Source organism: Hyphomonas sp. ske169, from assembly GCF_056850855.1.
On sequence record NZ_CP096146.1, the window covers coordinates 18,413 to 40,994 of the forward strand.

General features: G+C 55.3%; 21 protein-coding genes, 1 tRNA gene and 1 pseudogene. 16 read left to right on the forward strand and 7 right to left on the reverse strand.

Going from position 1 to position 22,582, the window contains the following annotated elements; translation table 11 throughout:
• Position 1 precedes the first annotated feature (1 nt).
• Complete coding sequence (locus tag MY069_RS00115; RefSeq protein ID WP_482795051.1) at positions 2-676, reverse strand: nitroreductase; 675 nt, start codon at positions 674-676, stop codon at positions 2-4.
• 135 nt (positions 677-811) lie between these two features.
• On the opposite strand from MY069_RS00115, the gene MY069_RS00120 reads away from it, so the two are divergent.
• On the forward strand, positions 812-1,357 hold the full coding sequence (locus MY069_RS00120) for an RNA polymerase sigma factor (protein ID WP_482795052.1): 546 nt from the start codon (positions 812-814) through the stop codon (positions 1,355-1,357).
• Positions 1,354-1,716, forward strand: a complete 363-nt coding sequence (locus tag MY069_RS00125) for a DUF6768 family protein (RefSeq protein ID WP_482795053.1) — start codon at positions 1,354-1,356, stop codon at positions 1,714-1,716. Before MY069_RS00120 ends, MY069_RS00125 begins: the two co-directional genes overlap by 4 nt.
• Here the strand turns inward: MY069_RS00125 and MY069_RS00130 are convergent.
• Both MY069_RS00130 and MY069_RS00135 read right to left on the reverse strand, forming a co-directional pair.
• Complete coding sequence (locus MY069_RS00130; RefSeq protein ID WP_482795054.1) at positions 1,713-2,654, reverse strand: ABC transporter ATP-binding protein; 942 nt, start codon at positions 2,652-2,654, stop codon at positions 1,713-1,715. The two genes, MY069_RS00125 and MY069_RS00130, sit on opposite strands and share 4 nt — an antisense overlap.
• A gap of 52 nt (positions 2,655-2,706) precedes the next feature.
• Positions 2,707-3,330, reverse strand: coding sequence for a glutathione S-transferase family protein (locus MY069_RS00135; RefSeq protein WP_482795055.1), 624 nt, complete (start codon positions 3,328-3,330; stop codon positions 2,707-2,709).
• 119 nt (positions 3,331-3,449) lie between these two features.
• Here MY069_RS00135 and MY069_RS00140 point away from each other — a divergent pair, with 119 nt between their 5' ends.
• Complete coding sequence (locus tag MY069_RS00140; protein ID WP_482795056.1) at positions 3,450-3,641, forward strand: zinc-finger domain-containing protein; 192 nt, start codon at positions 3,450-3,452, stop codon at positions 3,639-3,641.
• A 15-nt stretch (positions 3,642-3,656) separates the two neighbouring features.
• Here the strand turns inward: MY069_RS00140 and MY069_RS00145 are convergent, their stop codons facing one another.
• Positions 3,657-5,075: a C1 family peptidase gene (locus tag MY069_RS00145; RefSeq protein ID WP_482795057.1), complete on the reverse strand. Its 1,419-nt coding sequence runs from the start codon at positions 5,073-5,075 to the stop codon at positions 3,657-3,659.
• 176 nt (positions 5,076-5,251) lie between these two features.
• On the opposite strand from MY069_RS00145, the gene MY069_RS00150 reads away from it, so the two are divergent.
• Entirely contained in the window at positions 5,252-6,496 is a 1,245-nt protein-coding gene (locus tag MY069_RS00150; protein WP_482795058.1) for an acetyl-CoA C-acetyltransferase, read from the forward strand.
• Here MY069_RS00150 and MY069_RS00155 read toward each other — a convergent pair.
• Complete coding sequence (locus tag MY069_RS00155) at positions 6,493-7,761, reverse strand: TCR/Tet family MFS transporter (RefSeq protein ID WP_482795059.1); 1,269 nt, start codon at positions 7,759-7,761, stop codon at positions 6,493-6,495. The genes MY069_RS00150 and MY069_RS00155 overlap by 4 nt on opposite strands.
• A 305-nt stretch (positions 7,762-8,066) precedes the next feature.
• Between MY069_RS00155 and MY069_RS00160 the strand changes: the two genes are divergently transcribed.
• The 6 genes and pseudogenes from MY069_RS00160 (at position 8,067) to MY069_RS00185 (ending at position 14,597) form a co-directional block, all read left to right on the forward strand.
• Complete coding sequence (locus MY069_RS00160; RefSeq protein WP_482795060.1) at positions 8,067-9,638, forward strand: WS/DGAT/MGAT family O-acyltransferase; 1,572 nt, start codon at positions 8,067-8,069, stop codon at positions 9,636-9,638.
• Positions 9,639-9,731: 93 nt separating this feature from the next.
• A complete protein-coding gene (locus MY069_RS00165; protein WP_482795061.1) occupies positions 9,732-10,511 on the forward strand; it encodes an esterase/lipase family protein in 780 nt (259 codons plus the stop codon).
• 115 nt (positions 10,512-10,626) lie between these two features.
• A complete protein-coding gene (locus MY069_RS00170) occupies positions 10,627-12,090 on the forward strand; it encodes a sigma-54-dependent transcriptional regulator (protein ID WP_482795062.1) in 1,464 nt (487 codons plus the stop codon).
• Between the two features lie 248 nt (positions 12,091-12,338).
• A complete protein-coding gene (locus MY069_RS00175; protein WP_482796730.1) occupies positions 12,339-12,785 on the forward strand; it encodes a DUF3291 domain-containing protein in 447 nt (148 codons plus the stop codon).
• Positions 12,786-12,893: 108 nt separating this feature from the next.
• Positions 12,894-14,052 (forward strand): annotated as a pseudogene (locus MY069_RS00180) (IS30 family transposase).
• 53 nt (positions 14,053-14,105) lie between these two features.
• On the forward strand, positions 14,106-14,597 hold the full coding sequence (locus MY069_RS00185) for a hypothetical protein (RefSeq protein WP_482795063.1): 492 nt from the start codon (positions 14,106-14,108) through the stop codon (positions 14,595-14,597).
• A gap of 275 nt (positions 14,598-14,872) precedes the next feature.
• Here the strand turns inward: MY069_RS00185 and MY069_RS00190 are convergent.
• Positions 14,873-14,962 (reverse strand) — tRNA-Ser (locus MY069_RS00190).
• A 233-nt stretch (positions 14,963-15,195) separates the two neighbouring features.
• Here MY069_RS00190 and MY069_RS00195 point away from each other — a divergent pair.
• From MY069_RS00195 to MY069_RS00220, 6 genes are all read left to right on the forward strand, one after another.
• Positions 15,196-16,458 carry a septal ring lytic transglycosylase RlpA family protein gene (locus tag MY069_RS00195; protein ID WP_482795064.1) on the forward strand — a complete coding sequence of 421 codons (1,263 nt, stop codon included), beginning with the start codon at positions 15,196-15,198 and terminating at the stop codon, positions 16,456-16,458.
• A 95-nt stretch (positions 16,459-16,553) separates the two neighbouring features.
• On the forward strand, positions 16,554-17,702 hold the full coding sequence (locus tag MY069_RS00200; RefSeq protein WP_482795065.1) for a D-alanyl-D-alanine carboxypeptidase family protein: 1,149 nt from the start codon (positions 16,554-16,556) through the stop codon (positions 17,700-17,702).
• A 4-nt stretch (positions 17,703-17,706) separates the two neighbouring features.
• Positions 17,707-18,339: a dTMP kinase gene (tmk, locus tag MY069_RS00205; RefSeq protein WP_482795066.1), complete on the forward strand. Its 633-nt coding sequence runs from the start codon at positions 17,707-17,709 to the stop codon at positions 18,337-18,339.
• Positions 18,336-19,265, forward strand: a complete 930-nt coding sequence (locus MY069_RS00210; protein WP_482795067.1) for an AAA family ATPase — start codon at positions 18,336-18,338, stop codon at positions 19,263-19,265. Before tmk ends, MY069_RS00210 begins: the two co-directional genes overlap by 4 nt.
• Positions 19,266-19,269: 4 nt before the next feature.
• Positions 19,270-20,040, forward strand: coding sequence for a TatD family hydrolase (locus tag MY069_RS00215; protein ID WP_482795068.1), 771 nt, complete (start codon positions 19,270-19,272; stop codon positions 20,038-20,040).
• On the forward strand, positions 20,037-20,852 hold the full coding sequence (locus tag MY069_RS00220) for an MBL fold metallo-hydrolase (protein ID WP_482795069.1): 816 nt from the start codon (positions 20,037-20,039) through the stop codon (positions 20,850-20,852). The genes MY069_RS00215 and MY069_RS00220 overlap by 4 nt, the downstream gene beginning before the upstream one ends.
• Here MY069_RS00220 and MY069_RS00225 read toward each other — a convergent pair.
• Positions 20,849-22,429, reverse strand: coding sequence for an AMP-binding protein (locus MY069_RS00225; protein WP_482795070.1), 1,581 nt, complete (start codon positions 22,427-22,429; stop codon positions 20,849-20,851). The genes MY069_RS00220 and MY069_RS00225 overlap by 4 nt on opposite strands.
• Positions 22,430-22,582: the final 153 nt, after the last annotated feature.

Sequence of the window (22,582 nt, forward strand, 5' to 3'; positions counted from 1 at the left end):
CTTAGTCGAAGCCGACAAACACTGCGCCGTCTTCAACAGGCTTGCGTTTCGAGACGACAGCATTGGCGGGGAAGCTCTCATCCGGCCAACCCATGGCGACGCAAATCATGATCACTTGATCTTCTGGAATACCAGCATGCTCGCGCACCACGGGAGACTGCATGATGCCTTGCGAATTGATCACGCAGCCAAGACCTTTCGACCAAGCGGCATTGACCAGAGAGTTGACGACACCGCCGCAATCAAAGGGTGCGATATCAGAACCATGGATCGACTTGTCATAGGTCACCACAATCGACACTGGCGCATCAAATTGGCGAAACCCGCGCAAGACCCAGTCTTGGCGTTTCTCTTTGTCATGACGCTCAATGCCCATGGCTTGGAAGAGTTGGATGGCAATTTCGATTTGGCGCTCTCGGTGCGCGCCTTCATAACCAGGACCGCGCCGAAACTCGCGCGTGTCCGGCACGCCCGCCAGGTTACGTTCGACATTGCCTTTGCGGATTTTGTCGAGTGGCTCACCGGTCACCACATAGAAATTCCATGGCTGTGTGTTGAGTGAGGTGGGGGCCCGCATTGCCATTTCGAGCACTTCAGTGATCAGCTCTTTCGATACTGGCTTTTTTTGGAAGCCGCGGATGCTGCGGCGGCCCATGACCACGTCTTTATAGTCCATGGCGTGTCTCCTCACGTCTCTTACGGTTTTCTACGTATCGAACAGGACGACGACGTGAAGCCATGTCTCAGCGTGAAGTGAACCTTTTTGGCAGAGCCAGCGACTATCACTATGCAAGCCAAAAGGAGGCCGCTGATGGCAGGGCAGGAAACAGAACGCGTCTATGACGAATTGCTCGTCACGCTTGCGCGTTCCGGCGATGCCCGGGCGGCTAACCGATTGGCGGCGCGCTGGTATCCGCGATTGATGCGGACAGCGCTTCGACTGCTCCGTGACCGCACCGAAGCGGAGGAAGCGGTACAAGAGGCTTGGGCCGGGATTTGCCGCGGATGGCCGCGCCTATCAGATTCAGCAATGTTTCCCGGCTGGGCCTTTGGCATCTTGCGCCGCAAATGCAGCGATCGGATCAGAGCCGCACAAACCGCTCGAACAAGGTCTGCGCCGATGGAGGTCGCGCCTGAGCCAATTGAACCTGCGCGCGGCGAGCTGCAAGTCGAAATCGATCAAGCGCTGGCCAGTCTCAGCGATGATCACCGCCTCGCCGCCATTCTATTCTTTGGCGAGGGGCTAAGCCTGAATGAAATTGCGGCTGTGACGGGCGTACCGGTCGGAACCGCCAAATCGCGCATTTTCCATGCGCGCCAACACTTAAAGTCTCGACTGAAAGGAGAGAACCAATGAGTAGTTTTGAAGATCGTCTGATGACGAGTTTGAATGCCGAAGACGAGGCCTTTTTGAAGGAGCTCGAGCAGGATGCTGGCCTGTTCCAACAGATGGGGATGACTTTTACCGGACCGCTTCGTTATTGGACCGCTTTCGCTTTTTTCTTCAGCCTATTCTTTTTCGGGCTCGGCATATGGGCTGTGTTCCACATGTTTGAGGCTGAGAACCTGAAACACGTCATCCTGTGGGGCGCTCTGGTCGGTTGGTGCAGCCTGTCGGTCGGCATGATCAAGATTTGGTTCTGGATGCGCATGAACCACTTAAACGTCTTGCGCGAGCTCAAACGTATCGAGCTGCGCATGGTCAAAAGCGCCTAAGCGTCTTCACTGGTCATGGCGACGAACACATCTTCCAAGTTGGGTTGTTCTGTCGACAGATCCGCAACGCTAATTCCGGCTTCTCGGACTTGTTCGAGGAGCCGGCCTATGCCGGTTTCAGTGTTTCGGAAGGTGATATCCAATCCGCCATCTTCGGTGATTTGAGCGTTCAGGTCCCTTAATCCCGCCGGCAGGGCTGTGAGCGCTTCTTTTGGGGTGATTTTGAGGAGACGCTGATCCAGTCGCGCTAGGAGTTGCGGCGTCGGTTCTTGGGCCAGAACCTCGCCATGACTGATAATCGCGATCTCATCGCAAAGCTCTTCAGCTTCCTCGAGATAGTGAGTGGTCAGAATGATGGTTGTGCCATTAGCGTGGAGCTCTCGCACATAGGCCCAGAGCGATCGCCGCAGCTCGACATCGACCCCAGCAGTCGGTTCATCCAGGATCAAAACAGGCGGATTGTGAACAAGCGCCTTCGCCACCATCAGGCGCCGTTTCATACCGCCAGATAATTGCCGGACATACGCGTCTTTCTTATCGTCCAAGCCGACGGCGGTGAGGATTTCTAAGCTTCGGCGCTCAGATTTTGGCACGCCATAATATCCAGCTTGTAGCTCCAGCGCTTGGATCGGCGTGAAGAATGGATCCATCGTGATCTCTTGGTTCACGACACCAATCGCTGCCCGCGAAGAGCGTGGATGCTGATCAATATCCAGACCCCAGATCTTCGCCATACCGCCGGTTTTTGTGACTAGGCCTGCGAGGATGTTGATAAAGGTCGATTTCCCAGCGCCATTCGGGCCGAGCAGGCCGAAAATAGATCCGCGCTCAATCTTCAGGTCGATTCCTTTGAGCGCCCGCATTTCTGGCAGCTTTCCAGACGCCCGATAGGTTTTCTCGAGCCCAATGGCTTCAATGGCATAGTCTGGTGTGCTCATAACGGCTCCATCCGATGAAGGTTACCGATATAGGAAGGGCAGGGGGATTCGCTCAAGTCTTTTGTTTTTCTTGGCTGCGCTGAAAGGCGTCTCGTTTCTTCAATCGGTCTAGATAGGCGGATGCATTGGGACCGAGGCGATCTTGAAGGGGTTTAAGCGTAGATGCGAGGAAGAGCCCATAGCCAATGGCGATATCGGCAATTGTGAACCGGTCCGCGACGAGAAATTCGCGATCGTTCAGGGCCGTTTCAACGTGGCGAAGACGGCCGGAAAACCAGGCCGCATAATCTTCGGCCGCTTGTGGGATCCGCCGCTCCTCAGGTTCGAGTACGGTGTATCTAAGCACGAGTGTTTGCGGAAAGGTCAGCGTGGCATCGCTGAAATATAGCCAATTTAAGAAGCTCCCATAATCTGGGTGCTCAACGTTCAGAGCGAGATCTGTCGGGCCATAGCGCTGGGTGAGATAATGGCAAATTCCGGAGCTTTCGGTCATTCGAGTATCACCATCCACTAAGAATGGGATCGTGCCTAAGGGATTGATCTCTTTATATTCCTTGGCAAACACGCGCGGGGGGAATGGCAAGTTTACCAGCTCATAATCGAGCCCCATTTCTTCCAAACACCAAAGCGGGCGAAGAGAACGTGCGTCGGCGCAGTGATATAGCGTAATCGGCATGCGATTGGGCTCCTTAGGTCAAACTCGCTTGCCGCATTGACGCGGATCGCGCTCCAGCCTAGCTACCGCTACTCTAGCCAGATTGGCAATTTCACCTTGCGGAAGATGTGAGCCAGCCCATGACACAAACACCATCCTTTGAAACGCCTGAAACCATTTTAGTCGATGAGCGCAAAGTCTCTTGCAATGGCGGTGGCGGCGCCCTCGGGCATCCGATCGTTTGGTACGAAATGGGCGATGATGACATGGCGGAATGCAAATATTGCGACCGTGTGTTCATCCTGCGCGGTGGCAAGCACGACAAAGCCTAAAGGCTGTCTTCGCTCTTACCCCTCTTTCTTCCGGAGTGGGACTTTCTTCTGGTTCTCATCCCCATTCTTTAGAAAGCTGGCTTTCCCATCGAGCGGTGTCGACCCGCGCCGCGTTCCGTCTTTGCGGAAAGCACCGGGATGAAACCGATCCCAGATCGTGCAGAGATTAAACGGCGCGCTTAGCTGCTCGCCAGACTTTAGAGTCACTTTGACTTCGGCTTCCTCAATACAGCCATAACCCTTCCAGGTGGCCAGGAAGACATTTGTGTCATCCACAGGCAGCTTCGGATTGAAGAAGGTTGGATGGTAGAAATAGTATTCAGCGCTTTCGATCTGCTCGAGTTGAGGCTCTTCTAGATTGAGCCAAACCGACGCCGGATAATAGTCATAGCCGCTTGGGGTCTGGCCTTCTGAACTTCTGCCAACATGGCCCGTCACCGCAGCCGCGAGCATTTTCTCATTCAGAGGTTCGACTGGCGCCGGTCCTGCATCCTCAACTTCAAGCTGGGTGTCAGGCGCACCGGCAGCTGCCGCCGTCTCTGAACCACTGGTCGGCGCTTCAGCCAGAACGATGCCTGGCTCGCCTGTATCAGTTTCGCCGAACATCCGATCGGTGGTGACATAGGCTTCGCGGATGATTTCTTCGGCCGTGTCATAATGCATCCAGACATAGCCATCATCGCCCCAGTCTGGGCCCCAGGAATTGATGATCTTGATCGCCTCATTGGCATCATCATACCCAACGATCGTAACCGCGTGATAGTCCTTGGCGCGCTCATTATCGGGGTCGTGCTTGTACACGCCATTGCCTTCCCAAGTATAGAAGCTTGGATAGACATACATGCCCGCCACCACCGGTTTCTCATTTGAAAGCGCTTCTTGGATTCCGAACAGATCGCCGCGTTGCAAACGGTTATAGTCTTTGATCTTAAAGTCTTCGCCGCGGGCGTTGATGTCTTCTGGAGGAGAGTCGCAACTGGCCTCGATGTAAGGGAAATCTCGCATGGAGACCGCGCCGGTGCTTTGAACAAAATCAAGCGCATCGGTGATCCGGCTCCCCGCTGTGCAATCGTCGCCTTGCTTGATCGAATTATAAATGAAGGCCGGGCTGAAATGGTAGAATTCGTCTGGCCGGACCGTCTGGCTTTCTTTGGCTTCGTGATAGGTTTTAAGGGCATACCCAACGGCCCAACCAACGCATGAGCCTTGCGCGCCCTGGTGGCCCGCGGGCGGCAAAAAACTGCTCAAATCGATGAATTCCGGCAGGGCGCCTCGGAGTAGGGGATCCCGCTCCTCTAGCGCTTCATATTCTTCATCGGTGAGCGGGATAAGACCAGTGCCGGGTTCTGACGTAACCAGGCCTTGAGCTTGGGCGAGACCAATTGGTGCCGCGCCAATGCAAAGTGCGAAAAGGCTCGCTGACAGTGTTCGCATGGTTATTCCCTTTCATGCATCCCCCAAGGATCATGGTTAACAAGATGTCCTATTCGGCGATGCGGCGCAACCGATGGGGCAGAGTGTTGATGGCTCGATCACGCAACGTCACGGCTTGTCGTTGACGTGCACGTAAAGCATATCAATACCATTGGATCACAGATTGGAGAGTTCAAATGGCCGAAGCCTATATTGTTGATGCGTGTCGCACGCCCCGCGGAATTGGTAAACAAGGGAAGGGCGCGCTTGCCCACCTTCACCCGCAACACCTCGCCGCGACGGTGCTCGGAGCTCTGCGAGACCGTAACGACATCAATACGGCGGAAGTCGATGACATTATTTGGGGCACGAGCTCTCAGCGCGGCGCCCAAGGCGCGGACCTTGGCCGCATGGCAGCGTTGGACGCAGGCTATGATGTCAAAGCCTCTGGCGTGACCCTAGACCGCTTTTGCGGCTCAGGCATCACCACTGTGAACCTTGCTGCAGCGCAAGTCATGTCAGGCATGGAAGATGTCGTGATTGCTGGCGGCACAGAAATGATGAGCTACACGTCCGCCACGGCAGATCCGAAAGTCCCGCCAATGCTGGACGCGGGTAATATGAGTTTGCGTGAGAAACACCCGCAATCTCAGCAAGGCGTTTGCGCGGATGCGATTGCAACGTTGGAAGGCATTGATCGTGAGGCTGTGGATCAGCTTGCGGTCGTTAGCCAGGAGCGCGCCGCGCGTGCGATCGCCGAGGGACGTTTCGATAAGTCAGTTGTTCCTGTGCACAATCCCGATGGCTCTTTGGCGCTCGATAAAGAAGAGTTTCCGCGCCCCGGCACGACAATGGAAAGCCTGGGCGGTCTAAAAACCGTCTTCAACATGTTCATGGATATTCCCGTCGATGATCAGGGCAACACATATGGCACGATGGTGACCAAGAAATATCCGGAGCTCGAAGGCAAAATCAATCACGTCCACCATGCGGGGAACTCGTCCGGCGTCGTTGATGGGGCGGCCGCGCTGCTGATCGCTTCGCAAGGTGCGGTCGATAAGAATGGTTGGAAACCCCGCGCTCGTATCGTTGCGACGGCGAATATGGGCGACTGCCCAACATTGATGCTCAATGCGCCCGTCAAAGCGGCGGAAAAGGTCTTGGACAAGGCCGGTCTGTCAAAGGACGACATTGATGTCTGGGAAATCAATGAAGCCTTCTCTGTCGTCGCTGAGCGCTTTATCCGTCATCTCGATCTCGACCGTGAGAAGGTGAACATTAATGGCGGCGCCATGGCGCTCGGCCATCCGATTGGCGCCACGGGATCGATCTTGATCGGCACGGCGCTCGATGAGCTCGAACGCTCTGGCGGCAAATACGGCTTGATCACAATGTGCGCTGCTGGAGGCATGGCGCCTGCGGTGGTGATCGAGCGGATTTAATCTGAAGGATTGATGATTGAGGGCACTACTGCTCCGTCAGCAGGCATTCGGTTACCGAGCCTTTTTGCTCCATACGCAAATATAATCACTGCCAGCAGGCCGAGCGCAGCGGCTAATAAAAATGGGGCACCGGGCAAGTAAGGCCCGGTGTCATCTGTATTGGCGGTAAAAATAATCGCCATCACTGCAGGGCTGATGATGGACGCCAGGCTATAGAGGCTGGTGATCGCGCCTTGCAGTTCGCCTTGCGAGTCGGCTGGAATCCGCTCTGTCATCAATGATTGCAGGGCCGGGCTTAGAAAGCCGGCGAACACGCCAATAGCGATCGCCATATATATCTGCGCGCCGTCTTGAGCAAAAGCCAGGATTAGGAATGAGACCAAGCCAACGATCATCGCGAATGTGACCGCGCGCACTTCTCCAAACTTTGCAACCACGGGTCCGGTCAGGCCGCCTTGGACGCCCGCAACGCCGAACCCGTATACGCTTATGGATATTCCGATGAGGAACGGCGTCCAACCGGCGACGGCTGTCACGTAAAAAGACCAGATGCTGGAATAGGAGTGGTTGCCGAGCTGAATGAGGAACAACGCGGCGAGCACGATCAAGACCGCTGGATAACGACCGATCGAAATCAAGCTGCCCAGAGGATTGGCGCGGGCAAATGAGAAGGCCCGCCGGTTCTCTGGCTTGAGTGTTTCTGGGAAGGTTAAATACCCGACCAGAAAGACCAGAAAGATCAATCCACCGGCAACAATGAATGGAAGCCGGACCCAATATTCACCGAGAAGCCCGCCAAATGCGGGTCCAAAGATGAAGCCAAGGCCCAATGCGGCGCCAGCATAACCAAAAAGCTTTGCCCGCTCTTCAGGTTCGGACACATCGACGATGCAAGCATACCCAGCCGCATAAGTGGCGCCGAACACGCCCGAGATCAGTCTTGCAATAAACAACCAGGTCAGCGTGGGAGCCCAGGCCATGATGAAGCTATCAATCGCGAACCCAAACAATGCGAGAAGTAAGATGGGTCGACGCCCAAAGCGATCACTGAGCCCACCCAGTATCGGCGCGAACACAAATTGCATAATCGCAAAGGTCGTCAGCAGCAGCCCTGCAACGGTCGCCCCATCGCTGATAGACAGATCTGCGATGTCTTCCAAAAGGGCCGGCATAATCGGCATGATCAGACCGAAGCCGACGGCGTCTAAGAAGACCACGCTGCAAACGAAAAATAAGACACGGCCCTTGGACGGGTTGTCTCGCATTATTCTCTCCCCCACCGATGTGTTGCTCACATCTTATTTTATGGTGGGTGTATCTTTCTCTTGAGAAATACAAAATCAAGCAGCTTGTTCCACTGTATTAATCGTAATGCTGTCTTTGTGGTTTTAGTGAAACAGTCTGGTTGTGTCGGCGTCCGTCGTAACAACCGAACCAAGAGCGTGATCGTATTCTTCTCCAAACAGGCGAGTCAGACTGGTCAAATTGAATACAACGCGTCATACTTTTCTGAACCGGTTTACGATACGAGGCAGGATTGTCTCGAAAGCGCGCGGTCTGGGAGGAAATGATGGAACAGCTGCAGGGTATGGATGCCTCGTTTGTAGCATTGGAAACACCAAGCTCACCAATGCATATTGGATCGATCCTGATCTATGATCCTTCAACAGCACCGGGCGGGTTCGTACGGTATAAAGACATTTTGCGGTTCTATGAGGATCGCATGCAGCTCTCCAAGACGATGCGTCAGAAGCTGGTAAAAGTGCCGTTCAATGTCGACTATCCTTATTGGGTGGAAGATGCGGATTTTGACCTCGAATATCATGTCCGTCACGTCGCGCTTCCTAAGCCTGGTGATTGGCGCCAGCTCTGCATCCAGGCGGCGCGGATCTTTGCCCGCCCTCTGGATTTGAACCGGCCACCTTGGGAATTCACCGTTGTGGAAGGCTTGGACAATGTTCCGGGTGTTCCAAAAGGATCCTATGCAGTCGTGACAAAAGTTCACCATGCCGCAATCGATGGCATGTCCGGGATCGATATGATGCAGGCCTTGCATACGCCAACGCCAAGCGTTGCCCCGCCGAACAAGCCTGATACTTGGAAGCCGGATAAGTTCCCAAATCGAGCGGGTATGTTCGCAAAAGGCTATGTGCGGGCATGGCTAAACCCAATCCGCCAAATGGGTGTTTCAGCGCAAGCCGTGCCTGGAATCTACCGCGCCGCAAAAGGTATGATCAAAGGCGAGTTTGGTTTGAAAGCTGCGATTGAAGCGCCGAAGACTCGCTTCAATACAAAGATCTCTCCGCACCGGGTTGTTGAGGGGCGCATATTTGAATTGTCACATATCAAGGCGCTGCGCAGCATCGTCGAAGGTGCCAAAGTCAATGATGTGATGCTGACCATTATCGGCGGCGGTTTGAATAAATATCTACGCCATCACAATGATTTGCCCAAGACAACGATGACGGCCATGGCACCGATTTCCGTCCGATCTGAGGGCGAAAAGAATACGATGGGCAATCAAGTCTCCGCGATGATCGCGCCGCTTGGAACCCACATCTCTGACGCCGCCGAGCGGATGGCTTATGTATTTGATCAAACGAGCCGCTCGAAAGAGATGACCAATGCACTTGGCGCCCGTCAGATGACGGAAGCCAGTAAAGTGTCTCCAGCGCTGTTCATGGCGCTTGGCGCACAGCTTTATTCTCGCCTCGGCGTCGCGAATTTTATGGCCCGACCCGTCATCAATACAGTGGTGACAAACGTTCCTGGGCCGCCAGTGCCAATCTATTCTGCGGGCGCAAAACTGGTCAGCATGCAGGGTTTGCTTTGTCTGTTGGACGGAATGGCTCTTGGGCACGTCGTGCAAAGCTATGTGAACGAAGCGACCATTACGTTTACTGCGGACCGCGATGTGATGCCGGACCCCGAATTCTACAGTCAATGTTTGCAAGAGAGTTTCGAAGAACTCGCAGCGCTCGCTGGGCTAGATTTGACGCCACCGCAAGCGCAACCAAAAGCAAAACCAGCGCGCAAGAAGGCGGCTGTGGCAAGCAAGAGTCGGGCGACAACGAAACGCAAACCTCGAGCTTCAACGGCTAAGAAAGCCAGTACTAACAAGGCCAAAGCAAAAGCCAGCTAAGAATTAGGCATCCATTTCTAGCCTTGTCACGTATACCGTTACAGAGCATGGTTGTGAAAACAGCCGTGCAAACACGGCAAACGGGAGGTAAATTTGGCTGCTGCGACCATGGCGAGACCGCCACATCCGTTTTGGACTCTGACAGAAGGCCGAGCAATTTTTGAGCTTGGGGCTTTTGGCCTGTTTCGGAAACAAATGAAAAATCTGCCCAAAGGGGATGGTCATCCCGTTTTGGTTCTCCCGGGCTTTATGGCCAGCGATCATTCGACCCGTCCGATGCGTAAGCTGTTTAATGACCTTGGCTACAAGTCTTATGGCTGGGGCCTTGGTCGAAACGTCAAGTTCAACGAAAAGCGCGAGCAGGAAATGTCCGAGCTGGTTGAGCGGATTTATGAAGAGAACGGTCAGAAGCTGTCGATTGTCGGTTGGAGTCTTGGCGGTGTCTTTGCCCGCGAACTGGCTAAAATGCACCCGGACATCATCCGTATTGTTGTTTCTCTGGGCAGTCCGATCAGTAACAATCGACGTCATTCCGCGCCTAGCCGTTTGTTTGAAGCGATTAATGGCAAACAGACCCAGCCTGAAGCCGAAGGGCGCTATCGAGACCTGGAATCTGCGCCACCGGTACCAACGACTTCTATTTTGACCAAGACGGACGGTGTTGTGTCATGGCGCGGGTCTGTCCAGGCGCCAGAAAAAGGCGCGGACACAGAAAATATCGTCGTGCCAGCAAGCCATGTGGGTCTGGGTGTGAACCCCCTTGTCATGGTGGCTGTTGCCGATCGTTTGGCCCAACCCGAAGGGGAATGGGCACCATTCGACCGTTCTGGGTGGCGAGAGCTGGTCTTCAAAGACGCACCAGAAATCGAATAAAACTCGATAAAATTCAAACGATCATCTGAACCATAACCTCATCTCTATGTGCCATATCGGGGCGTAGCGAAATGAACCATGCGTTTGCTGCGCGTGCCTAATTGAGGGATAGATTATGGCCAAGACCGTATTGGTAATTGATGACGACCCAACCCAACGCCGCTTGCTTTCTGCAGCCGTTGAGAAGGCTGGGTTTGCCTGCCGCACAGCACCTGATGGCGAAACCGGTGTGTCGATTGCGACCGATGCGAATGCTGGCGCAGATGTCGTTCTGCTGGATCTCACAATGCCTGGTCTTTCAGGCATGGAGACACTTGAAATGCTGACCGAGCGTCGGCCGGATCTCCCTGTCATTATGCTTACCGCAACCAGCGGGATCGATACGATTGTCGCGGCCATGCGGACGGGCGCTGTCGACTTTGTTGTTAAGCCTGCCAATCCCGAGCGTGTGGTTGTCTCTATCCGCAACGCGTTGAAACTGTCGTCACTGACCGGTGAAGTGAAGCGTCTCACCCGAAAAGCCGAAGGTGGGATGGGTTTTGAGGATATGATCGCCAGTGCGCCGATCATGCAGCAAGTGCTTCGTCTCGGCCAACGCGCTGCGGCGTCGGATATTCCTGTGCTGATCCTGGGGGAAAGTGGTGTCGGTAAAGAAGTGATCGCTCGCTGTATTCAGGGTGCGTCTGATCGCTCTGGCAAACCGTTTATCTCTGTCAATTGTGGCGCGATCCCAGAAAATCTCGTCGAAAGCATCCTGTTTGGGCATGAGAAGGGGGCGTTTACCGGCGCTGTCGCGCGCTCTGCTGGTAAGTTTGTTGAGGCTGATGGCGGCACGCTCTTCCTAGATGAAGTGGGTGAATTGCCGCTCGATATGCAGGTCAAACTACTCCGCGCGCTGCAGGAAGGGGAAGTGGACCCTGTCGGCGCGCGCCGTCCAGTCAAAGTGGATGTACGGATCATTTCCGCGACCAATCGTGATCTGGCTCAACGCGTAAAAGAAGGCGGTTTCCGCGAAGATTTGTTCTATCGCTTGAATGTCTTCCCAGTTGAGATGCCAGCCCTGCGTGAGCGGACAGAAGACGTGCCGGCCTTGGTTGATCACTTCATCGCCCGGTTCAATGCCTCAGAAGGCACGCGGATTCTCGGTGCCTCGGAAGAAACACTGAAAATGCTCTGCGCTTTTGACTGGCCAGGCAATGTGCGTCAGCTCGAGAACTCAGTTTTCCGTGCCGTCGTGTTGTGTGAAGGCGAATACTTACAGCCGCACGATTTCCCGCAAATCAGCGGCGTGATGCCAGAAATTGCTAGTTTGCCAGAAGTCCCTGCCAAAGCAGCCCCAGCTAACGATGTCGCACCTGCTCCGATTGGCGTACCAGGCTCCGTGCCGGTGAGCGTGATGGAAGAGGGTGAAGTCCGCAGCCTTGCAGATGTTGAGCGCGATCTGATCGCTTTTGCGATCGAACACTATGCTGGACATATGAGCGAAGTTAGCCGCCGGCTCGGCATTGGCCGTTCGACCCTGTACCGCAAAGTCCGTGAATACGGGCTCGAACAGGATCCCAAAAAAGAAGCCAGCTAAACCTGGCAGCGGCTCGCAGCCTGCCTGCGAGTCGCTTTTGTTCTTGATCGAGGCGAAGTGCGGTGAAATTTCCATCTCTGATTTTTGGTCGGTTTGAAGTGAGCACAAAAAGACTTGAACTTTTTAAATTTTAGGGATGTTCAAACCAAAGAGTCACAATAAAGCCTTGCCCGATCTGAATTTTGGCGGGTGGGGATGTTTTGGCTCAATATTCACTTATTCATATCAACGTTTTTCGTCCGCTCGGTTTGATATCGTCGGAAGACGCCAACGCGCAGTTTTTCTTTAGTCAGCTGCCAGAAATATTTGCGAAGGCCGATGCGTATGAGGGTTTGTCGTGGCACAATCACGCGATCCGATCGCAGGACGGCGAGTTCTTCACCTTCGAAGACGCGTTTGCGACCGCTGACCAAGGCTTTGTGAACCCCGACGTGATCACAATGGCGGGGTGGAAAGACGTCGCCGCGCTGCATCAATTCGCCTATCGTTATGACCGGCACCGCGACGGGATGAAAGAGTTACGAAATTGGGGCGACCGTTCGGTTGGCGCCACCCTCGCCATGTGGTGGGCACCGAAGACTGAACGTATCACGATCCGCATGGGCTGGGAGAAACTTCAACAACTGCGTGCGGAAGGGCCTTCGAAAGAGGTGTTTACGCTGCAGGAGCGGTTTGACGCGCCTGAGATGGGGTAGGGAGGCAAAAGTCGTTCTTCTCCAGGCGCTCGCAATGTCTTGTTTGGGCCGGCGCGCTCAACAGGTCGTTGCAACACTTTAGTTTGATTTCAAAACTGGAGTGGAGCGATGAAACGACGTCGTCGAATATATTTTACTGAGGCTCAAAAGGCAGAAATTTGGGATCGCTGGCAACGCGGGGAGTCGATGTCCTCGATCGGGCGCGGCTTTGAGCGGGACTCCTCTTCGATCCATCCGCTGATTTCTCGCACCGGCGGATTTCGACCAGAGCCACGCAAGCGGGGACCCCTGGCCTTGAGTCTTTCAGAGCGGGAAGAAATCTCCCGCGGTCTTGGGGCGGATCAATCGTATCGGTGCATTGCCAAACATCTGGGGCGAGCGCCATCAACGATCAGCCGGGAGGTGATGCGCAATGGCGGCCGCAGGGCCTATCGCGCGACCAAAGCAGATACAGCCGCCTGGACACGCGCGCAGCGCCCCAAGCTCAACAAACTGGCTTGCAACAAAGTGCTTTGCCGGACAGTCTCTGCCAAGCTTCGCCAGCAATGGTCACCGCAGCAGATCGCAGGCTGGCTGAAAAAGCAGCATCCGGAAGACGAGGCGAAACGCGTGTCACATGAGACCATCTATCGAAGCCTGTTTGTGCAGGCCCGCGGCGCGTTGAAGAAAGAGCTGATTGCATATTTACGGTCTCCCCGCTCGATGCGACGGCCGCGTGCCTCCAGCCTGCGCCAGTCGGGCCTCGGGCAGATCAAGGACATGATCTCAATCCGTGAGCGTCCGGCCGCTGTGGAAGATCGCGCCGTGCCAGGTCACTGGGAAGGGGATCTCATCGCTGGCTCAAAGGGCAGTCACATCGTCACGCTGGTCGAACGCCACGCGCTATCTGATGCTGGCCAAGGTTGATAGTCGCGACACCGAGACGGTCATCGCAGCGCTGATCAAACAATCAAAGAAGCTGCCAAAAGAACTCTACAAGTCGCTGACCTGGGACCGCGGCAAGGAACTCTCGGATCATAAGCGCTTCACGCTGGCGACTGACATCCAGGTCTATTTCTGTGATCCGAAAAGTCCCTGGCAGCGCGGATCGAACGAGAACACCAACCGGCTGCTGCGCCAATATTTCCCGAAAGGCACGGACCTGTCGGTCCACTCGCAGGCTAAACTCAACGCTGTCGCAAGACAGATGAATGAGCGTCCAAGAAAAACGCTGGACTATGACACCCCAGCTGAGCGATTAAATGCCTGTGTTGCAATGACCGGGTGAATCCACTGCCAATAAGCGGACATAGTCGCCTTGTCGTGATAAGGGTTGCTGCTATGATAAATCATATCACGCTATTCTATACCGTGGCTCAGATTGCGGGCGTTTTTGTTGGCTTTGGTACGCTTATCGCTTTCACCAAACCCAAACACGTCACTACCGCACAACAACAAGCTTTAACTGCCACCGTCATGGCAGGACTTCTTGTAATTGTGGCGGCGCTGCTACCGGTTTTATTGTTTGCTTATGGCGTGTCACCCAACACCGTGTGGCCGGTTTCAGCCGTAGTGATTCTTGCGATTAACTGGGCGACAATTTGGCCTCAGCGCGCGCCTTTCCTTAACGCGCTCAGACGCCGCAACCTGTGGGAAATCATGCTGATCTTTGGCATGGAAATGGCGGTGGAAGTTCCTCTGTTTCTGGTCTTGCTACCCATTTTCAAGGCCCAATCATTTCCTCTATACGCCACCACGCTTGTCTTTTCCATCGTACAGGCAGCATCGCTATTGATGCTGCTCGCATTGGATCTGACGGTCACTGATGATTGATCAGGAGCATGACCCAAGGGATCGCTTTGACGCCTGAAGCGGTCATTAGGAATGGGCCACTCGCAACCCCAATATTGTGAGTCCCTCATTCTGAGCGCAGTTGAATAATAATGAGGTTAGGCTTTCTTGGAGTTTTCCGGAGACCCCGCTTCGTCCTCCGTCGACAAGATGACCCTTAATCATCGCCCAAACAGCAGCCGTCAATCCCATAGATTGCGCGGCATCGCCGCTCAGGCTTAGGCGCCTTTTTTATACACCAATGTTCAGAAGCCAGATGGCGGAGGAGGAGGGATTCGAACCCCCGGAACGCTCGCACGCTCAACGGTTTTCAAGACCGCCGCATTCAACCACTCTGCCACTCCTCCGCAGCAGGACGCTTCCTTTTCTACAGTCCGCGAAAGATTGCAAGCCCTGTCATGAAATTGCCTGCTTTTGGTCGGTTTATGGTTAATCAGGTCTTTCCGAGGATGCGCCTAAGTTTTTGTTCCCATTCACCGTACATGCAGCTTGCTATGGTAAACGTGGCATCATCGAGAAAGAGCTGAATGCTCTGCCCGCGCTCCAAGAATGGAGCAGGGACCGCAGAAAGAGGTAAGAGATGAAGACGTCAGTCTCCAATTCTGTTTGTTACGCCCTTTTAGGGGCCAGTATCTTGACCATTGTGACAGCTGGAAACGCGAATGCCGATCGCGGCGCGCCGATTCGATATGCGCAACCTGGCGACGCCTCTTCTGTTCAGTCGCAAGCTTTACCCACACAGGCAGCGCCGAGCCGTGTATCTGTAAACAGTCAACAGCGGATTGAGTTCCGCTATCCGGATCAACCGGATAATTTCTTTTCGGCCCAGGGCCCTGCGATGCAACCAGCGCAAGCCCAAGCCCCTGCCTTCGAGGTGCCTTCAAACGCCCCAGCATTGAGCGCTCCAAAGCCAGCATTTGATTCGCCAATCACGTTCTCTCCGGTTGAGTCGGCCGTGTCCGCGGCTTCAACGGTTTCGTCTGCGGTGCCGTCGCCAAGTCCTGTGTCACTGCTCGCCGGCGGCGTCTCCGCTGCAGGCGCAGCAGCTGATATTGCAAAAGCGCCCGTTAAACCGATCCGGATCGCGTCTCTGCAAACCCAATCTGCGGTGAGCACGGGTAAGCCTCTCACATTGAGTCGGGTTCGCGCGAACCGCGATGCCGCGATCACTCAAGAGACCGGCCTCGCCAGTGTCTATTCAGATGGTTTCAATGGTAAGCCAACCGCCAATGGTGAGATCTTTGATGAGACTGCAATGACAGCGGCGCATCCAAGCTTGCCGCTACCAAGCCTCGTGCAAGTTGTGAACGAGGATAATGGTCGCGAGATCGTGGTGCGCGTGAATGATCGCGGCCCATTTGACGGCAAACGGATCATGGAATTGTCGCCGCGGGCGGGCTCGGTGCTCGGCCTCAGTAAAGGCAACTCTGCGCGGGTTAAGCTCAATTATCTTGGGCCAGCGCCGGTGCAGACGAATTCCTACGCATCGAATGCGATTGAAGATGATGTGATGCCGCCGGTGGAGCCTACTTATCCGACCGCCTCACTCGAGAGCCCAACTTACCTTCCAGCGACGCCTGCTGTGCACCAATCCGCGCCAAGTGTTGCGCCGACCGGGGGTTTTTATATCCAAGCCGGAGCATTCGCTGATATTGCCAATGCACAGCAGCTTACCTTTGCCTTCGATCGCACGATGGACGTGAAAATCGAAGAAGCGCGGGTCAATGGCGGCGACTATTTCCGTGTTTTGATCGGACCATTTGCCAGCATGGACGCGGCAGAGGTACAGCGTGCCGCATTGGCACGTGCTGGGATCGCGGAAGGGTTCCTCACACGGCGTTAGAGGCGCCCTGCAACAAAGATTGACCTTCGTCACGAACTGGCCCTTTTTCCTTGGCAGGAAAAAGGGCTAATTTCTTGGTCGAAAGGATTCTGGATATGAAGGTTTTGCGCAGGGCAGCTCTGATCATTTTATTGGCCGTTTGGCCGGGCCTCGCGCAGGCGCAGATCCTTGAAACAGATGCTGAATATGCCGTGATCCTCGATCATGAGTCGGGCGAAATCCTGTGGTCCAAAGATGGGGATGTGCCGATGGTGCCCGCCTCAATGACCAAGATGATGACGGCTTACTTTGTGTTCGATCTGATAAATGATGGCGAGATCACGCTCGATACACAGATGACTGTCAGCGATGATGCCTGGCGGCGCGGCGGTTTTCCATCGGGGACCTCGACCATGGGCCTCCGTCCAAAAGAGCGCCCGACCGTGCGCGAACTGTTACAGGGTATGATTGTGATGTCAGGCAATGATGCCTGTATCGTGCTCGCCGAAGGGATTGCTGGCTCTGAACAGGCGTTTGCGCGGCAAATGACAGAACGTGCGCAAGAGCTTGGACTGACCACCGCAAATTTCGTCAATACGACGGGCTTGGAAGGCGAAGGGCATGTGGTTTCGGCCGCTGATCTTGCGCGGCTCGCAAAGCTGATCATCGACGATTATCCAGAATACTATGACTGGTACAGCCAGCCAGAATACACATGGGGCGAATACACCCAAGCGAACCGAAACCCATTGCTGGGCACGATGGAAGGCGCGGATGGGCTCAAGACCGGCCATTTGGATGAGTCTGGATATGGCCTCACCGCATCGGCTGTTCGCGATGGGGCGCGGCGCACAATCGTAATCAATGGCCTGCCGAGCAAACAAGCGCGCGCGCAGGAAGCAGAGCGACTAATGCGGATGGCGTTTAGCGCGTTTGAGACGCGCACGATAGAGGCAGGCGATAAGCGTTTGGCCGAGCTCGATGTCTGGATGGGGGAGTCTCGCTCTGTGGGCGTGAAGCTTGCCGAGCCAATGAGCGTCACCGCCCACCGACGCGCCTTCGCAAAAGGGACGTCTGAAATCGTCTATGATCGCTTGATCCAAGCCCCTGTGACGGCGGGAGACGAAATTGCGACTCTGGTTGTGACGATTGAAGGCAAGGACCCGATCGAACTGCCTTTGGTCGCGACTGAAGATGTTGCGCGGCTCGGGTTCCTCGGGCGCTCAATTGAGGGCCTTAGCCGGATGCTGGAAGGCGGAGCATAGACATTTGACCGAGGGCGGGCGCTTCATCACGCTGGAAGGCGGCGAGGGAACCGGTAAATCCACTCTGATTGCGGGTCTCGCAGACGCGTTACGCGAGCGGGACCACACCGTTGTCGTCACCCGCGAGCCTGGGGGCACGACATTAGCCGAAGCGGTCCGCGCTTTAGCCTTGAACCCGCCCGCCGGGGAGGCCTGGTCGCCGCTTTCGCACGCTTTGCTGATGAACACCTCGCGCGATGACCATTTGAATAAGCGGATCCGTCCGGCGCTGGCCCGCGGCGACTGGGTCTTATGTGACCGGTTCGCGGATTCGACGCGCGCCTATCAGAGCATTGATGGTGAGCGCCCTGAAACGCTGTTGATGATTGAGCAGGCCGTGGTCGGCGAGACGAAGCCGGATCTGACTTTGATCTTAGATGCTGCGCCAGAAGATCTTGCGGAGCGACGCCGTGTGCGCGGCACTCAGGACGTGTTCGAGCAAAAGGATTTGGCGTTTCACGCTAAAATTCGCGCGGCTTTTCTTGAGATTGCTGAACAAGATCCAGACCGTTGTGTTTTGATTGATGCACTCCAGACTCCTGAGCTGGTCTTGGCGTCTGCTCTGACGCAGATCGAGACCCGGTTGGGCGCGATATGACTGCGGCATTTCCGCTAGAAGGGCATCGCGCGCAAGAGGATCGATTCCTAGCGGCGCGGGCTTCGGGCCGATTGCATCATGGCTGGATCTTTCAAGGGCCCTCTGGGATTGGCAAATCAATTTTCGCGCGACGGATTGCCGGCCTAATGCTGGGTGCAAGCGCGCCGGATTCGACGCCGGACGACAAGACCATGCAGCTTGTGCTCTCCGGCGGTCATCCTGATCTGAAATGGGTTACGCGGGGGCTGAACGATAAGGGCAAACTCAGACAAGATATTACGGTCGAACAGATCCGCGAGCTTAATCAGTTTTTCACGCTGCGCCCAGCCATGGCGGGATGGCGCGTGGGCGTGATCGATGCGCTGGACGAGATGAACGTCTCCGGCATGAATGCGCTCTTGAAAACGCTTGAGGAGCCGCCAAATAATGCCTTGCTCATCCTGATCTCACATGCGCGCCAGCCGATCCTGCCGACCATCCGATCGCGCTGCCAGGTCTTACGACTTTATCCTCTGACCGAAGACGAGACCAAAACGGTGCTGAGCCAGCATGATTGCAACGCAGATCTCGCCTGTGATCTCGCGCCAGGGCGGCCGGGCTATGGATTGGAGCTTTCTCAAACCGCTGGAGCCAAGGCGGTGCAGGCCGCACGGGCGCTGCTCAGGAATGTGCGGAAGCCTACAGGCGGCGTGGTGTCGTCCGCGTTGACGTCTGTGCTCGTGGATGAGGGCTCCCTCAACGCGTTCACAGACACCTTACTCTTCTGGGTGGCGGAGAAAGCCGATACTGATGCCGAGCTGAGCGAAACCTGGCTCAAGATGCATCAGGTGCGGTCGACAGCAGATGAGCTCAATCTGACACCGCTACAAACCGCGACAAAGCTGTTTTCCGTCTTGCAAGATGGTGTGAAGGCTGTAAGCGCCTGAGCCCATGTTTGATACCCATGTAAACTTGCACGCTGAGGCTTATGAGGATGATTTAGGCGAGGTACTTGCCCGCGCGCGCGAGGCCGGTGTGACACGGATGCTTGCGATTTGTGAGCGCTTAGACAGCTTTCCGCGGGTCAGCGAGATTGCGCGCGATAATGACGATATTTGGTGCAGTGTCGGCACGCATCCGCACCACGCCAAGGATTTTATCGAAACTCAGCCTGAAGACTTGATCGATTTAGCGGCAGACGAGAACGTCGTTGCGATTGGCGAGACCGGCATGGATCTACATTATGGATACAGCCCCCAAGATCAGCAAGAAGCGAGCTTCCGGACGCATATTGCGGCGGCACGTGAGACGGGTCTGCCGCTAATCGTTCATACGCGCGAAGCAGATGATTTAACGGCAAACATTCTTGAAGACGAAACGGCACGAGGGGCGTTTCCGATCCTATTGCATTGCTATACGGGAGGGCCGGATCTGTGTCAGCGCGGTCTGGCTTTGGGCGCCTATGTTTCGGTCTCAGGGATCCTTTCGTTCAAAAGTGCGAAAGAGGTTCGAGCGGTGATCAAAGACGTGCCGCTTGATCGGGTCATCCTAGAAACCGACTGCCCCTATCTGACGCCAATGCCTTATCGAGGCCGGCGGAATGAGCCCGCCTATTTGCCTTATGTCGCCGATGCGCTCGCTGAGTTGCATGGGCTAAGCCGTGACGAGGTGGGAGCCTTGTGTGAAGCCAACGCGCTTCGGCTCTTTGCGCAGGTGTCATGAGCCAGCGGCGAATCAAGCTCACGCTCCTAGGCACGGGTTCATCCGGCGGTGTGCCGCGTGTCGGCGGCGATTGGGGCGCTTGCGATCCGTCCGAGCCAAAAAACCGGCGGACACGCTGTTCGGCTTTAGTTGAAGTGTGGGATGCAGCCGCGCCAGATGACGCCACGACTGTTCTCATCGATACCTCACCGGATATGCGCGAGCAGCTTTTAGCGGCGCAAGTGACGCGCCTCGATGCCGTCGTCTTTACCCATGATCATGCCGATCAAACTCATGGCATCGATGATGTGCGCGCGCTCGCCATTCGCAATCGTGCGCAGGTTAAAGCCTTTATGGATGAACCGACATCGCGGACCTTACTGCCGAAATTCAAATACGTTTTTCATGGTGAGAATGGCTATCCGCCCATCTATGATGTTCAGCCACTGCTGACAGCCCAAAAACCGTTTGAACTAACTGGTCCTGGCGGGAAGATCGAGGTCCTGCCTATTGACCAGGAGCACGGCTATATTCGCTCTTTGGGCTTCCGCATTGGCAATATCGCTTATTGCAACGATTTGAACGGTTTTCCGGATCAGAGTCTTGAAGCGCTAGAAGGGCTCGACCTGCTTGTGATCGACGCCTTACGCTACACGCCGCACCCGTCTCACGCCCATCTAGAGCAAACCTTGGAGTGGGTTGATTTGCTCCGTCCACGGCAGACTGTGTTAACCAATTTGCACATTGATTTTGACTATAAAACTTTGAAGGCAGAGCTGCCCGACCGTGTGATTCCGGGTTTTGACGGCTGGGCCTATGAGGCGCCGCTTTAAGCCGTTTCCGTCAGAGAGCGGACCATTTTGCCGACGGCACCATAGTCAGTTTTCCCGGTTCCCAGCACAGGCACTTCTTCGATGTGGAAGACTTTGCGCGGCACTGAAAGTTCCGACACACCATGCGACTGACACCAGGCGAGCAGGGCGCTGCGGTCAGCGTCTTTCGCGGTCGTGAGCAGCACGACTTGTTCGCCTTTGCGCGGATCAGGGATCGCAGCGGCGGCATGCATTTCGTCTGGCCAAATCGCGCTGGCGCAATTTTCGACCACCGCGAGGGAGACCATCTCCCCGCCAATTTTGGCGAACCGTTTGACCCGGCCCATGATGCGAATGCAGTCATCCTCATCGACCACGCAAATGTCGCCCGTATCGTGCCAACCATCCGGAAGCGGCTCGATGACGCCGGGGGCCGATGAGCGCATATAGCCGAGCATGATATTTGGACCACGAATGCGGAGTTTCCCGCCTTCTTCAATGCCTTCGACCGGGACTAATTCATGTTCCATGTCGGACATCAACCGGCCCACCGTGCCAGGCTTGTTAAACTCCATCTGATTGGCCGCGACGACCGGAGAGGCCTCTGTCGCACCATAGCCTTCCAGGATTTCGATATTGAACTTCTTGCGGACAAAGGCGCGGGTCTCATCGCGAACGCGTTCTGCCCCGCAGACGGCGAGCCGTACGGAATCCATCGCGCCGTCTTTGGCGACGCGGGCGTACTGGCCGATGAAAGTGTCTGTCGCCAGCAGGATGGTGGCACCGGTCTCGTGAATCCGCCCGGCAATTTCACGCGGCTGTAGCGGGCTAGGGTGGAACACGGCGCGTACGCCAGCTATCAGTGGCAAGATGGCGCCGACGGTTAGGCCAAAACAGTGAAATGTCGGCAACGGATTAAACACGCTATCGGTTTTCGGATCGAGCCCGATATGCGCACGCACCTGTTCGACATTGGCGACAATATTGTGGTGGGACAGCACAACGCCCTTGGGCTCGCCTTCTGTGCCTGACGTGAAAAGGACCACGCCGGGTTTGGTATGGCTTTTCTTACGATGGAATAGGCTTGGCATGACGGGACCGAGGCCGCCAGCAACTTTGTCCATCAAGCCAAGCTCTTCGCGGACATCTTCGAGATAGATGAACTCCGCAACGTCGCTCAGCTCTTTAATCAGAGCTTCAAGCCCGCCAAGTTCCACAAACTTATGAGCCGTGACGATTTTCGTGATCTTTGCCGCCTTCATTGCGGATTTGATGTTCGCAGACCCAGCGGTGAAATTCAGCATAGCCGGCAATCGACCTGAGGCGAGTACCGCGCAAAAGGCGATCACAGCACCCGCGCCAGTAGGCAGCATGACGCCGACAGTTTCGTCTTTTTTGAATTTCTTGCCGAGGGCTGATCCGAGCGCAAATGAGCCGCGGAGGATCGTCTTATAGTCAACCTCGGTGCCATCGCCATCGACAATCGCAATAGTCTTGCCGCCAAACTGTTTCGCGGCCCTTATGATCGCAGAGAAAATATCAGTTTTAGCACGGTTGGCTTTCCACTCGAGCGGAGCAGGAATTGTTGATGCGGTCATTGGTTTGCTCTGGCCTTAACGCTTAACGGTTTGCAACAAAGTGTCACAGTCGTTGAACAGCGCAAGGCTTTTTGCTCACATTCCCATCCGCGAGCAGGGGAGCTATGCCGCTCTGCAGCTTGCAGTTTTTGGCGATCCGCTCCATTTATACGC